Source organism: Clostridium beijerinckii (genome assembly GCF_036699995.1).
Lineage (GTDB): Bacteria > Bacillota > Clostridia > Clostridiales > Clostridiaceae > Clostridium > Clostridium helianthi.
The window spans coordinates 4,082,765-4,096,870 of the sequence record NZ_CP144906.1 but is presented as its reverse complement, the minus strand read 5'-3'; the positions used below and the strand labels follow the sequence as shown (position 1 = coordinate 4,096,870).

Sequence of the window (14,106 nt, the reverse complement as noted above, 5' to 3'; positions counted from 1 at the left end):
TTAGGGAGGTGGTTATAATAAGTGCGACAATTAAAGATGTAGCTCGAAAAACAGGCTTATCAATAGCAACTATATCTAAATACATAAATGGTGGAAATGTTTTAGATAAAAATAGAGAAATAATTCAAGCTGCCATTGAAGAATTAAATTTTACAGTTAATGAAATGGCAAGAGGATTAAAGACTAATAAAACTAGAACAGTAGGGATAGCTCTACCAGATTTAAATAATCTGTTTTTTACATCAATTGTTTCAAAAATAGAAGATGTTCTTTTGAAAGATGGTTACGGAACTATAATATGTGATTATAAGCAAGATTATGACTTAGAAAAGAAGAAATTAGAATTCTTAGTCAATAAATCAGTAGATGCAATAGTTTTAGTACCATCAGGGAAAGAAGTAAACGAGTTACGTGATATATTAGAAAGTGGAATACCAGTAATACTTATTGATAGACTTTTAAAAGACATAGAATGTGATGTAGTACTTGGGGATAATTTAAATTCATCATATAATGCAGTAGAAACTTTATTTACCAAGGGACATAAAAGAGTAGGTGTAATTGTAGGACCTCAAGAAATGTATACTGCTGAGCAAAGATTAAAAGGTTATTATAGAGTGCATGAAGATTATTCATTTAAAATTGATTCGAATTTAATAAAATACGGAGATTACAGAATGGATAGTGGATATGCTCTTTTCAAGGAATTGTTGAGCATGGATGATCCGCCAACTGCCGTTTATGTAACTAATTATGAAATGACATTAGGTGCAGTAATGGCAATAAATGAGATGGGGATTAATATACCTGATGATTTATCGATAATAGGTTTCGATAATATGGAATTAATAAGGGTATTGAATCCGCCGCTATCAGTAGTAGTTCAACCTATGGAAAAGATAGGTGAAACTACAGCAAAATTATTGCTTAAAAGAATGAGTGGGGATAATAGCAATTTCCCATCAATAAATAGACTGAAATCAGATTTAATTGTTACAAAATCTATTGGAAAAGTTAAGTGAAAATACGTGTGTAAGAAATTACACATGATTTTTAAATAAAAAAACAAAACGTTTCGCTATGATATAAAGTTAATAGGTGAAACAATTAGGAGGAGCTAATATGTTAAAAGGAATTTCGAAAATATTATCACCAGAGCTTTTGAAAATTTTAATGGAAATGGGTCATACAGATGAAATTGTGATTTCTGACGGAAATTTTCCAGCTGGAACATATTCTCAAAGGTTAGTTAGATTAGATGGACACAATGTTCCAGAAGTTCTGGAGGCTATATTAAAATTATTCCCTCTTGATACTTATGTTGAAAAGCCAGTGGCACTGATGGAAGTTGTAAAAGGTGATCCTATAGTTCCTACAATTTGGGAGGAATATAGAAAAATAGTTAAGAATAGTCATGATGATTTTACAGATTTTGAATATATGGATAAATGGGACTTTTATGAAAGATCTAAAAAAGCATATGCTGTTGTAGTTACTGGCGAATCAGCTTTATATGCAAATATTTTAATTAAAAAAGGCGTTGTAACTGAGTAAAGTTAATAGAATTAGAAATATTAATCTATAAAGAGGTGAAACAATGGAAAAGTTGTTATTAGGAATAGATATTGGAACGTCAGCTTGTAAGGTTGCAATATTTGATTTAGATGGACATGTAGTATCACAATCTAATAAGGCATATTCAGTGTATTATCCAGAAAAGGACTTTGTAGAGCAAGATGCTGAAGAATGGTGGAATGCTGTGTGTGAAGCAACAAAGGAATGCATTGAACAGAGTCATATTAATCCAGAACAAATAAAGGGTATTGGAATAGATGGACAAGGCTGGGCTGCACTGCCTGTAGATGCAGAAGGTAAACCTCTTCATAATGCAATGATTTGGATGGATAGAAGATCTACAAAACAATGTGAGGAAGTTATAAAAAAAATAGGAGAGGACAAAATATTCGAAGTTAGTGGTAATTCATTTGATGCCACATACACAACTCCTAAGATTTTATGGCTTAAAGAAAATAAGCCTGATGTATTCAGTAAAGCTTATAAATTCCTTCAAAGTAATAGTTACATAGCATTCAAATTAACAGGTGCTATGACACAAGATTTATCACAAGGATATGGGCTTCATTGCTTTGACATGAAGACAGGAAAATATGATGCTGAACTATGTGAAGAACTAGGAATACCTATGGAAAAGTTACCAGACATAGTTCCTTGTGATCAAGTTGTTGGAACTGTAAACGATATTGCAGCAAAGCAAACTGGGTTAGCAATTGGAACACCAGTAGTAGCTGGTGGATTAGATGCGGCCTGCGGAACTTTAGGAGCTGGAGTTATTGAGTTTGGACAAACGCAGGAACAAGGTGGACAAGCTGGAGGTATGAGTATTTGTTTAGATAAGCCCATTGGCCATAAAAAATTGATATTAGGATTTCATGTAATTCCTAATGCATGGCTGCTCCAAGGAGGAACAGTTGGTGGGGGAAGTCTTAAGTGGTTCAGAAATGAATTTGGAGAATACGAAAGGTATATGGAAGAACAAACTGGAGAAAATTCATTTGATGCATTAGTAAATAAAGCAAAGGGTGTAAATATTGGAGCAGATGGGGTGATATATTTACCGTACATGGCAGGTGAGAGATCACCTATATGGGATAAACATGCTAAAGGAGTGTTCTATGGACTAGGATATGATAAGACAAAAGGCCACATAGTACGATCTATATTAGAAGGAACAGCATATTCATTAGAGCATAATTTACAAACTGCAAAAGAGGTAAATGTTGATGTTGAGGAACTGATTGCTATCGGTGGAGCTGCTAATAGTTTAACTTGGACTCAAATAAAAAGTGATGTGACAGGAAAACGAATTAAAGTTCCAACTTCAGATACAGCGACTACCTTAGGAGCAGCATTATTAGCTGGAGTTGGTACTGGTCTTTATAAGGATTATAGGGAAGCAGTTCAAAGAACTATAAAAATCACTAGAGTACATGAACCTGATATGAAGGCTCATGAAATATATAAGAGATATTATCCTATATATTTAGAAATATATGAAAATTTGAAAGACACATTCAAAAAAAGCGAGGTGTAGAAATGAAAGCGTTAGTTATAACTGGTATTTCAAAGGTAGAATTGCAAGATTTAGAAATACCTAAATATAAGGATGACGAAGTATTAATAAAAGTTAAGTATTGTGGAATTTGTGGATCTGATCTTCCAAGAGCTTTAGATGGAGGTGTACATTCATTTCCTATAGTGGTAGGACACGAATTCTCTGGACAGATAGTTGAAGTAGGAGAGAATGTAAAGAATGTTAAGGTTGGCGATAGGGTTACAGCAGGAGCATTACTACCATGTGGAAAATGTGAAGCTTGTCAGCAAGGCAGACCCGCAATGTGTAGTGATTATGGATTTATAGGTTCTAGGCAAAATGGAGCTATGGCAGAGTATGTAGCAGTTAAATCTCAAAATGTAGTTAAATTACCAGATGAAGTTGATTATAAAGAAGGAGCTATGATTGAGCCATTAACAGTAGCACTACATGGTATTCAAAGAATTAATATTAAAGCAGGAGCAACAGCTTTAGTCTTCGGTGCAGGAACTATAGGTCTTTTAGCACTTCAGTGTTTGAAGGCAGTAGGTGCGGGCAAAGTTTATATGGTAGATGTTGTTGATAAAAAATTAGAATTGGCAAAAAAATTAGGTGCTGATGATGTAATAAATTCAATGAAGGTGGATTTAAATGAGTATTTAACTGAACATGGTAAGCCAGAAGTAGTAGTTGAAAATTCAGGATCACCTATAGCTCAAGCCCAATGTTTAGAAATAGTAAAAAAATGTGGATCTGTTGTATATATAGGAACTGCAACTAGAGATTTAACACTTAAACCAGAGACTTTTGAAAAGATTTTAAGAGGAGAATTAAATATAACAGGTTCATGGATGTCTTATAGTGCACCTTATCCAGGATATGAGTGGACTACAGCAGTTGAATATATTAAAGAAAAGAAAATAGATTTAAAATCAATGATTACAAATGTATATAAATTAGAAGATGGGTTAGCACCATTTGAAATAATGAGAGACAGAGAAGCTTGTGCTACAAAAGTATTGTTTGAGATTTAAAAGTTAATTATATAAGAATAGACAAGCTTAATTAATAGCTGATTAATAGCTATTTTAAGATAAATCATATTAAAGGAATTTATAAAAAATAAACTATAAGAAATAAATTAAAGAGGAGAGATAAATATGAATTTTACACCTATAGACCCAAATAAAGTACCACAAAGAACATTATATACAGGGGCTAAAATGCCTGGAATAGGAATGGGAACTTTCGGTTCAGATCGTTTTTCAGCTGAAGATATTGCAAATGCAGTAAAAGGAGCAGCTAAATTAGGATTTAGGCTTTTTGATGGAGCTAGTGTTTATGGAAATGAAGATTTGATTGGCGAAGTTTATAAGGAAATATTAGCAAGTGGAATCAAAAGAGAAGAATTATTTATAACATCAAAAGTTTGGAATGATCAACATGATAATGTTATAGAATCTTGCAAGCAAACATTAAAAGATCTTCAATTAGATTACTTAGATTGTTATTTTGTACATTGGCCATTCCCTAACTTCCATGCTAAAGGAGTATCAGTAGATTCTCGTGATCCAAATGCAAAACCATATATACATGAAGATTTCATGAAGACATGGAGACAAATGGAACAATTAGTTGAAATGGGACTAGTAAAACATATAGGAACATCTAGTGTAACAATTCCTAAATTAAAATTAATATTAAGAGATGCTAAGATTAAGCCAGCTGTTAATGAAATGGAATTGCACCCATGTTTCCAACAACCAGAATTATATAAATTCTGTAAAGATAATGGTATAGAAGTAATTGGATTCTGCCCAATCGGATCACCAACTCGTCCAGATAGAGATAAAACTGATGATGATATTGCAGATATTGAAGAACCTACAGTAGTTAAAATTGCAAAAGCGCACAATGTTCACCCAGCAGTAATTTGTGTTAAATGGGGAGTTCAACATGGACATACACCAATTCCATTTTCAATTCATGAAAATGAATACTATAGTAATCTTTTAAGTGCAATTGAAGATCCTTTAACTGATGAAGAAATGAAAGAGCTTGAAGAGGCTGATAAGAATTGTCGTCTAATTAAAGGACAAGTATTCTTATGGGAAGGTGCTAAAGGTTGGGAAGACCTATGGGATCTTGATGGGACAATAACAACTCTTTAAGAATTTATAATAATATATCAGGCACTTGTGTTTTTAAGCTGATAGAAATTTACCCATGAGTATATGCTATAAAAATTTCACTAGATCTATGCAAATTATATAAAGTAAGACTAAAATGACCAGAAAAATATAACTGAAAAAAGTATATAGCAAACAGAGGTGAATATTTTGCGAATTTTAAAAACTATAAAAAGAGTGCCTGGTGGATTAATGATGGTTCCATTAATATTAGCTGCTGTAATAAACACTTTTATACCAGATGTAATGAAAATAGGATCGTTTACAACCGCTTTATTTTCAGCACAAGGATCTGCCACGATAATAGGAATATGCTTATTTTGCTTAGGAACAAATTTTAAAATTAGAGATATCAAAGAATGTTTTAAAAGAGGATCCGTATTGTTAGCCGTCAAAGTTTTATCTGGAGCTATTATTGGAATTACATTAAATGCATATTTTGGATTTGATGGTATTTTAGGTATATCCACAATTGCAATTGTTGGAGCTGCTACTAATAGCAATAATAATTTGTATTTAACTCTAGTAAGTGAGTATGGTGATGAAAAAGATTTAGCCGCTCAGAATATACTAAATTTTAATACAGGTGCTTTTTTTACCCTTATAATTTTAGGTATAGGTGGCAAGGCTAATATATCGATAATTAGTTTTATTAGTGTAATGGGACCATTTTTAGTTGGAATGTTAATTGGAAATATAGATGAAGAGATAGGAGAGTTTTTTAAATCAGGAGTAACTATGATAATTCCATTAATGGGCTTTTGCATAGGCGCTTCTATAAACTTACAAAACGTTGTAAAAGCTGGATTAGGTGGACTTTTACTTGGACTAATTGTTCTTATAGGAACGGGAATACCTTTGGTGGTGATAGATAAGGTCATAAATAAAAGACCAGGATATGCAGGGGCTGCGCTATCTAGTGTTGCAGGTAATGCTATAGCAACGCCTTCGGCATTAGCGTTACTAGATAATAGATTTCAGATTTATGTTGAATCTGCAACTACTCAAATCGCTGCTGCAGTAATAATTACTATAATATTAACTCCGCTATTTACAATGTATGTAAATAAAAACTGGAGGTGAAAATTTCTATAATATTGTGTAATTACATATTGTAAATGATACCATAATGTGATATCATTATATAAATAACGGTTAGATGTTAATTAAATAAAAAAAGCTAAACGTTTAGCGAGAAAAATAATAGGAAGTGGTGAAGTATAAAATGGATGAATTATTAAGAATGGAAAATATAGAAAAATCATTTCCAGGAGTTAAAGCTTTATCAGGAGTTAATTTATTATTAAAAAAAGGAGAACTTAATGCTTTAGTTGGAGAAAATGGAGCAGGAAAGTCAACATTAATGAAAATATTAGCAGGGGTTCATCAAAAAGATGCTGGAAAGGTATTTATAGAGGGCCAAGAAATACAAGATTTAAATCCTGATATATCCTTAAAACTGGGTGTAAGTATAGTGTACCAAGAATTCAATCTATTTAAGGATCTAACTGTCGCGGAAAATTTATTTATTAAACGTGAGAAAATGAATAAAAGTTTTAAATTTATAATTGATGATAAAAGTCAAAGAGAAAGAGCTATAGAATTACTAGATAGTTTAAATCTTAAAATCAACCCAGATGAAAAGGTTTCAAATCTAAGTGTGGCTGAGCAGCAAATGGTTGAAATAGCAAAATCGCTACTAGTAAATTGTAAGATTCTAGTTATGGATGAACCCACAGCTGCATTGACAGAAAGCGAAACAGAAAACTTATTTAGAGTAATAGAAGAACTTAAAGAAAAAGGTGTAGGAATTATATATATATCACATAGATTAGAGGAACTTGAAAGAATATGTGATACTGTAACTATATTGAGAGATGGAAATTTTATAAAGACCTGTGCTTACAAAGACATAACGATGAAAGATATGATAGCATCAATGGTTGGACGTGATATGAGTAATAAATTTCCTACAGCTAAATATGAGGTTTCTGATAAAAAAGAAGTAATCTTAGAAATTAAAAAAGTTAAACAAGGAAAGAAGCTTGATATTGAAAATGTAAACTTATACAAAAATGAAATTTTAGGGTTCTATGGTTTAATGGGCTCTGGAAGAACAGAGTTAGCGAGAATTTTATTTGGAGCAGATAAAGCTGAGATTGTAGAATTTAAAATAGAAGGAAAAGATATAAAGGTAAGATCAACACATGATGCTATGAGCCAAGGAATAGCATACCTAACAGAGGATAGAAAAAAAGATGGACTAGCTTTAGGCCAATCAGTAGAATATAATATCAATTTATCTAATCTAGAGAAAATTAGCAAATTCAAAGTTGTAAACGATAAAAAAGCTAAAGAAAATGCTGAATCTTATATAAAAGGTCTTAGAATAAAAACACCAAGTATGAATCAATTGGCTAAAAATTTAAGTGGAGGTAATCAACAAAAAATAATAATAGGAAAATGGCTAAGTAGAAATCCTAAAATATTAATATTCGACGAGCCAACTAGAGGAATAGACGTTGGTGCAAAATACGAAGTGTATGAATTGATGCAAAGGCTTGTAGAAGGCGGAATAGGTGTAATAATGATATCATCAGAACTACCAGAAATTATTGGGGTTAGCGATAGAGTTATTATTTTCAGAGAAGGAAGTGTTGCAGGAGAGTTAGAGAAAAAAGATTATTCAGAAGAAAATATACTTTCTTATGCAATAAGTTAAAGTTTTGGAGGTATGGAGATGGAAAAAGTAGTTGTAAATTCAAAAGAAAAAACTGTAGATTTAAAATATTTAATAAAAAATTCAGGGATTCTTATCGGACTCTTATTAATGGGAATAGTATTCACAATATTAAGTGAAAATTTTTTGACTGTTAATAATTTACTTACAATAGCATTGCAGACATCAGTAATAGGTGTTTTAGCAATAGCAGAAACATATGCGATTATAACCTCAGGAATAGATTTATCTGTTGGATCAGTACTAGCGGTTTCAGGTGTTGTTTCTGGTAAACTTATGGTTTATGGAGTTCCAGTACCAATTTCTATACTAGCAGGTCTTGCAGTAGGAACTCTATGTGGATTATTAACAGGATTAGCAATAACAAAGCTTGAAATTGCACCATTTATAGCAACATTAGGAATGATGAGTATTGCAAGAGGTGCAGCGTATATTATCACAGGCGCTCTACCTGTATCAGGATTACCAGAAAGCTTTTATGTAATTGGTGGAGGTAAAGTGCTTGGAATACCAGTAGCAGTACTTATTATGTTTGCTCTAGCATTTATATTTGGATTTATTTTAAGAAAAACTACTTTTGGAAGATATGTATATTGTTTAGGAAGTAACGAAGATGCAGCACAACTTTCAGGAATTAATGTTGATAGAACTAAAATCGGCGTTTATATGATTTCAGGATTATTAGCAGCTGCCGCAGGAATAATATTAGCATCTAGATTAGTATCAGCTCAAGCTACTGCTGGACTTAGCTATGAAATGGATGGAATATCAGCAGCAATAGTTGGTGGATGTAGCCCTTTAGGTGGTGTAGGTAAAATAAGAGAAACAATAATTGGAGCTTTTGTAATAGGAGTTTTAAGAAATGGCTTAAATCTATTAAGCGTTAGTGCATTCTGGCAACAAGTAGCAATTGGTCTTGTAATTATATTTGCTGTTGCATTAGATACTTATAGAAGAAAGAAAACAGCCAAAATAATGTAAGAGAAGTAAACGATATTATTGAAATTTTATTATATGACTGATGTAATAATGAAACAGAAAATGATACGAGGAAGTATTTACTAAAGCATTATTATATCAAGATAAATAAAATTTTATAAATATAAAAATACTGAACACTATATTTTAAGTAACTGAACAAATTAAGAAGAATGAAGACGACTGGTAGTATGTCAAGATAAAATTTTAATAAAATTGGGAATTTGTTAGTTTGTCTTATGAAAAAAAGAAATCACTTAATAAGCCTTTTTTAATTTCCAAAATTTAACTGGTAATTATAAGGCTGCACACAACATCATATTAAATTATAGCTTTTCCAACTACCTCTTTAGAGGTATAAAGTTGATTATTGTGTAGCAAAGCAAAAATCAATCTTACAAGTTTACGTCCAGTTAGTGCAAGTGCTCTTTTGTGTTTATGTACTAAGGCTTCATCATATTTTTTATGATAATAATCACGGTATTCATCACTATGTCTAACGACGCTAGCGGCAGCTTCTAATAAATAGTATCTTAAATATTTATTACCCGTTTTAGTTAGAAAGGTATTGTCAGCAGTAAAATTGCCTGATTGTTTCTTTCTCCAAGTTAAACCAGCATATTTAGCTACGCAACCTTGATTATTAAATTTGGCTATATCACCAATTTCGGATATTATTCCAGCTGTCAATACAGGACCAATGCCTGGAATTGATAATAGGCATTGAAATTCATGATTATCGATTCTTTTAATAGCTTTTTCAATAGCTTTATCTAATCCTTTAACCTCTTTCTCTAAAGCTTTAATACAGTTTAGAGAAGCTGCAATAGTCGCATTTAAAGGATCATACAAAGCTTTGTCTAACCGATAAGAATCTCTAGCAGCTTTTTGAAGCAACTTGGCAGTAGCTTCTGGATTTGAGAATCTGTTTTTACTTTTCTCAACTAAAAATGCAACTAAATCTTCGATACTTGCATTAGCAAGCTCTTCGGTAGACATGTATTCTGTTAAAACAGCTAATGATGTAGCTCCAAATGTATTTGAAAAAGGATTTTCACTTTTATCAAGTACAGCTAGCTCACTAAATTTTAAAAAGATATTTGATAAAATATAAGACTTTTCACGGCTTATATTTTCCATAAGATGAAGTCTGCATCTAGTAAGTCTTTGTAATGCTATATATTGAGCACCATTCCATGGAGCAGTAGTTATTTTACCAACTCTTGCAAAGTCAGCGATAACAAATGCATCCTTTGGATCGGTCTTATCCATATCAATAAAAGATTTCTTATATGCACAAATCACTCTTGGGTTCATGCAGTGAACTTTAGGTTTAAACCATACCAAAGCCTCGTGAGTAGCTAATGTATTGGCTAAATGCCAGCTATAAAATGAGGTTGATTCCATAGCTATTGTTAGGTGTGTTAGGTTGTTTTCTTTAAGGCAAGATAAAATAGTAGAGACTATTTCTTCCGAACCTGGAAGGTTGTTATTTACTTGAAATGATAATAGTTTTTTACCAAAGAAATCTAAAGCAAAGACATAATTGGATTTTGAACTAACATCTATACCAATGAATAAGGTAGTTGTTAAAGCGTTATTCATGGTATCACCACCTTTCATTTAAAATAGAAAAAAGAACTGGCATAGGATTACCCCTAATTTGTAATGCATCAACACCCTCGCACTAATAAGAACTAAGCTATTAATCTTTTGGGATTAGTTGCTACGCTAATCGATTAATAACCCGAACAACGACTGGGTTAGAAGTTAACAATACAAGTAGGGAAACACTCTTTATAAGAAGTACCACCGAGGTGGCCAACAAGGAGAAACCGAATAGCCCTACGCCAATTCTTCATTATAAATATTGACGGTTAGAAGCAATTCTATACTGTTCTTATAATTTCCAGTTATCTTTAGGAGTTTGTAGTTAGTTAAGATACTGGAAATTGATTAAAAACTAACTACAAAATTTATTATACGAGGGAGAATTATTATGAAATTAAGAACGAAAAAATTAGCTTTAATTCTTGCATTAGCAATGGTTTCAAGTGTTGCTGTAATGGGGTGTGGAAGAGGTACATCATCAAATCAAGCAAGTAATGGTGGAAGTAGTAATGGGGGAAATAAGAAAATAACAGTAGTAGTTAAGACTGTAGAATCACCATATTGGCAAACGGTTAAAAAAGGAGCAGAAGAGGCAGCTAAAAAATATGGAGCTAGCATAGATTTTGTTGGAGCACCAGGTGGGGAATCTGATATTAATGGACAAGTTACTCTTGTTGAAAATGCAGTAAGCCAAAAACCAGATGGAGTTGTATTGGCAGCTTCAGATTCAAAGGCAGTAGCACCAGCAGCACAAAAATTAATAGATGCTAAAATTCCATTAGCTTTAATAGATTCAGCATGTGATGTTCAAGATTACTTATCATATGCAACAACAGATAACGAACAAGCTTCTTATCAAGTTGGTAAAAAACTTGGAGAATTAACTGGCGGAAAAGGAAAAGTTGCAATAGTAAGTTTTAGTCCTGGAGCTGGGTCAGCAATAGCAAGAGAAAAAGGATTTAAAAAAGCTATTAGTGAATTCTCAGGTATGGAAATTGTTCAAACAGTATATTGCGATAGTGATAAGGCTAAAGCATTGACACTTACTCAAGATATAGTGACAGCACATCCAGATATAACAGCAATCTATGGAGCTAATGAACAATCATTAGTTGGTGTTGCAAGAGGAGTTAAAGAAACAAATTCAAAAGCTATTGTAGTTGGATTTGATTCATCAGATGATGTTATTCCTTTATTACAAGATAAGACTATAAAAGCTACAGCCGTTCAAAAACCATATACAATGGGATATGATGCCGTAGAAAATATTATGAAAAGCTTAAATGGAGAAAAAATTGAAAAGAATGTTGACACAGGTTGTGTAATTGTAACACCAGAAAACTTTAATGATGATGAATCACAAAAAGTTTTATATCCATTAAAGTAGTATAAAATCGGTAAATAAAATATATTTTAGAAGTCATTGCAGCGAAATTAATAAAAATATTTTGAAATCTGCTTTAGTGAAATACAAAAAAGATATTTAAAATAGTCTGTGAGTAACTCATTATAATAAAGATATAAACGCAAAGTTTTATCAAACTTCAAGTGCTCACAGACTATAAATTTACTATTCGCATCTAAATCAAATAAATATGAATTTTAAATTTATAAGAATAACCTTGCATTAAAACTGTTTTTTAGGAAATCACTGATAAATTATAATGTTATCACCGATAACAATTTTAACTTATTGTGAGGAGCGTTGATTCAAATGTATAAGATATTTAAATCAAAATTAGAGAATTACCCTATTAAAAGAAAAATAGGGATAGGATTCTCATTGATTATTGCACTAACAATTCTTTGCGTCATCACAACATTGATAAGTTTGAGAAGTGTAGCAAATAAAACTAACACTTTATATAATGGACCTTATAATGTCACTAACATGATATGGGATATGAGAAATGACTTTATGATGATGGATAAAAATATGTATGAGGCTATGTTAGAAACAGATCCGCAAAAGATAAAAGATAATGTTGCAAATGCCAATTATGAAGCTGAAAAAATTGAGGAAAAAGTAGAGAGTCTCAGAAATTTGTTTTCTGAGCAAAAGAAGTTAATAGATTCATTTGAAGTATATATGAGTGCCTCACAAGCATATAGGGATAAGATAAGTGAAGCTCTTCTAGAAAAAAACAATAATCAGGCAATAAGCATGATGAAAGGTACATACAAGCAAAATATTGATGGTGCTTTAGATTGCTTAACTAATATTTCAAAGATTTCAGAGGAAACAGCAAGCGAATTTGTTAGTCAAACGAACCAATATAAAAATGTGGTTTTCATAATAGATATATTAATGATAATATTCATACTTGGAACAGCAATTTTAGTAGCTAAAATAATGCAAGAAATTATAATTAAAGGTATATATCATGTTATGAAGATATCCGCGGATATATCTCAAGGAAATCTGAAAGATGATGATACTTTTGTGTCAGAAGATGAACTTGGAATTATGGTTAAAAATTTAAATGAAACTGTGAAAACACTAAAATCATATATAATAGATTTATCTTCGATTTTAGAAAATATATCAGATGGAAAATTAGATATTGATATTGAAATGGAATATAAAGGTGATTTTATACCAATGAGAGATTCATTAGAAAAAATTATTTACAAGTTAAATGATATTTTTAATAATATCAACACTGCTGTCAATTTGGTTGCAAGTACTTCTATGAGCATTGCATTAACGACTCAAACTCTTTCAGAAGGTTCTATAGAACAAGCCAATGTTATAGAAAAATTAGCTTTTAGCTTTAATGAAATATTAAATAAAGCAAGAAAAAATGAACAAAATGCAGAGCAAGCAAATAATTTTTCTAGTACGACTAAAGAGATAGTGGCTGAAGGTAGTAAGAGAATGAATATACTAATGAGGTCAATGGAAGAAGTGAATGAATCATCTAGAGAAATAGCTAATATAATAAATACTATTGAGGATATTTCAAAACAAACAAATCTTCTTGCATTAAATGCCGCGATAGAAGCCGCAAGAGCAGGTGAAGCAGGTAAAGGTTTTGCGGTTGTTGCAAATGAAGTTAAGATATTAGCAGAAAAATCTTCAGAAGCAGTTAAAAATACAACACAAATAATTAGAAAATCCATAAAGGCTGTGGATGAAGAAACTAATTTAGCACAAGAAACCGTTGAATCATTAAAAAATATAGTCACAAATATTGAACAAACAACTAATTTAGTTAAAGAAATTTCAATATCTTCTGAGAATCAAACCTTAGAAATAAGTGAAATTACTAGTGGGTTAGATAGAATATCTACTGTGGCTCAGATGAATTCAAATACATCTCAAAAAGTTGCAGCAGAAATCCAAGAGTTAGCATCTCAATCACAACTATTAAAAGAGCAATTGGATAGATTTAGTTTAAAAATTTAGAAATAGAAAGATGTATTTAATAATCATAATTTTATTGCAAGAAAGGTAAATTTAGACATAAAAAATA

Annotated in this window: 11 protein-coding genes; 10 read left to right on the top strand and 1 reads right to left on the bottom strand. The window is 31.5% G+C overall.

Annotation, left to right across the window (positions count from 1 at the left end):
- The first annotated feature begins 8 nt into the window (after positions 1 to 8).
- From PZA12_RS18940 to PZA12_RS18905, 8 genes are all read left to right on the top strand, one after another.
- Positions 9 to 1,022, top strand: a complete 1,014-nt coding sequence (locus tag PZA12_RS18940) for a LacI family DNA-binding transcriptional regulator (RefSeq protein WP_026885641.1) — start codon at positions 9 to 11, stop codon at positions 1,020 to 1,022.
- A 100-nt stretch (positions 1,023 to 1,122) separates the two neighbouring features.
- On the top strand, positions 1,123 to 1,554 hold the full coding sequence (fucU, locus tag PZA12_RS18935; protein ID WP_077843138.1) for an L-fucose mutarotase: 432 nt from the start codon (positions 1,123 to 1,125) through the stop codon (positions 1,552 to 1,554).
- Between the two features lie 43 nt (positions 1,555 to 1,597).
- A complete protein-coding gene (locus PZA12_RS18930; RefSeq protein WP_078116821.1) occupies positions 1,598 to 3,112 on the top strand; it encodes a xylulokinase in 1,515 nt (504 codons plus the stop codon).
- A gap of 2 nt (positions 3,113 to 3,114) precedes the next feature.
- On the top strand, positions 3,115 to 4,146 hold the full coding sequence (locus tag PZA12_RS18925) for a galactitol-1-phosphate 5-dehydrogenase (protein WP_017210278.1): 1,032 nt from the start codon (positions 3,115 to 3,117) through the stop codon (positions 4,144 to 4,146).
- 126 nt (positions 4,147 to 4,272) lie between these two features.
- On the top strand, positions 4,273 to 5,283 hold the full coding sequence (locus tag PZA12_RS18920; protein WP_077843141.1) for an aldo/keto reductase family protein: 1,011 nt from the start codon (positions 4,273 to 4,275) through the stop codon (positions 5,281 to 5,283).
- Between the two features lie 168 nt (positions 5,284 to 5,451).
- Positions 5,452 to 6,384: a 2-keto-3-deoxygluconate permease gene (locus PZA12_RS18915; protein WP_078116820.1), complete on the top strand. Its 933-nt coding sequence runs from the start codon at positions 5,452 to 5,454 to the stop codon at positions 6,382 to 6,384.
- A gap of 142 nt (positions 6,385 to 6,526) precedes the next feature.
- On the top strand, positions 6,527 to 8,023 hold the full coding sequence (locus tag PZA12_RS18910; RefSeq protein ID WP_078116819.1) for a sugar ABC transporter ATP-binding protein: 1,497 nt from the start codon (positions 6,527 to 6,529) through the stop codon (positions 8,021 to 8,023).
- Positions 8,024 to 8,041: 18 nt separating this feature from the next.
- The gene (locus tag PZA12_RS18905) at positions 8,042 to 9,022 is read left to right on the top strand and encodes an ABC transporter permease (protein ID WP_017210282.1); all 981 of its coding nucleotides are present in this window, start codon (positions 8,042 to 8,044) and stop codon (positions 9,020 to 9,022) included.
- A 318-nt stretch (positions 9,023 to 9,340) separates the two neighbouring features.
- On the opposite strand, the gene PZA12_RS18900 is transcribed toward PZA12_RS18905, so the two are convergent.
- Complete coding sequence (locus PZA12_RS18900) at positions 9,341 to 10,624, bottom strand: IS110 family transposase (protein ID WP_103698882.1); 1,284 nt, start codon at positions 10,622 to 10,624, stop codon at positions 9,341 to 9,343.
- Between the two features lie 394 nt (positions 10,625 to 11,018).
- Between PZA12_RS18900 and PZA12_RS18895 the strand changes: the two genes are divergently transcribed.
- Together PZA12_RS18895 and PZA12_RS18890 are read left to right on the top strand one after the other, a co-directional pair.
- The gene (locus PZA12_RS18895) at positions 11,019 to 12,017 is read left to right on the top strand and encodes an ABC transporter substrate-binding protein (protein WP_078116818.1); all 999 of its coding nucleotides are present in this window, start codon (positions 11,019 to 11,021) and stop codon (positions 12,015 to 12,017) included.
- 327 nt (positions 12,018 to 12,344) lie between these two features.
- The gene (locus tag PZA12_RS18890) at positions 12,345 to 14,039 is read left to right on the top strand and encodes a methyl-accepting chemotaxis protein (RefSeq protein ID WP_078116817.1); all 1,695 of its coding nucleotides are present in this window, start codon (positions 12,345 to 12,347) and stop codon (positions 14,037 to 14,039) included.
- Positions 14,040 to 14,106 lie beyond the last annotated feature (67 nt).

Bases quoted from the DNA above. Each gene is read 5' to 3' on its own strand.
- PZA12_RS18895 (WP_078116818.1), top strand. From the start codon at position 11,019: ATGAAATTAAGAACGAAAAAATTAGCTTTAATTCTTGCATTAGCAATG.
- PZA12_RS18920 (WP_077843141.1), top strand. From the start codon at position 4,273: ATGAATTTTACACCTATAGACCCAAATAAAGTACCACAAAGAACATTA.
- PZA12_RS18910 (WP_078116819.1), top strand. From the start codon at position 6,527: ATGGATGAATTATTAAGAATGGAAAATATAGAAAAATCATTTCCAGGA.
- PZA12_RS18905 (WP_017210282.1), top strand. From the start codon at position 8,042: ATGGAAAAAGTAGTTGTAAATTCAAAAGAAAAAACTGTAGATTTAAAA.
- PZA12_RS18890 (WP_078116817.1), top strand. From the start codon at position 12,345: ATGTATAAGATATTTAAATCAAAATTAGAGAATTACCCTATTAAAAGA.
- PZA12_RS18900 (WP_103698882.1), bottom strand. From the start codon at position 10,624: ATGAATAACGCTTTAACAACTACCTTATTCATTGGTATAGATGTTAGT.
- fucU (WP_077843138.1), top strand. From the start codon at position 1,123: ATGTTAAAAGGAATTTCGAAAATATTATCACCAGAGCTTTTGAAAATT.
- PZA12_RS18930 (WP_078116821.1), top strand. From the start codon at position 1,598: ATGGAAAAGTTGTTATTAGGAATAGATATTGGAACGTCAGCTTGTAAG.
- PZA12_RS18925 (WP_017210278.1), top strand. From the start codon at position 3,115: ATGAAAGCGTTAGTTATAACTGGTATTTCAAAGGTAGAATTGCAAGAT.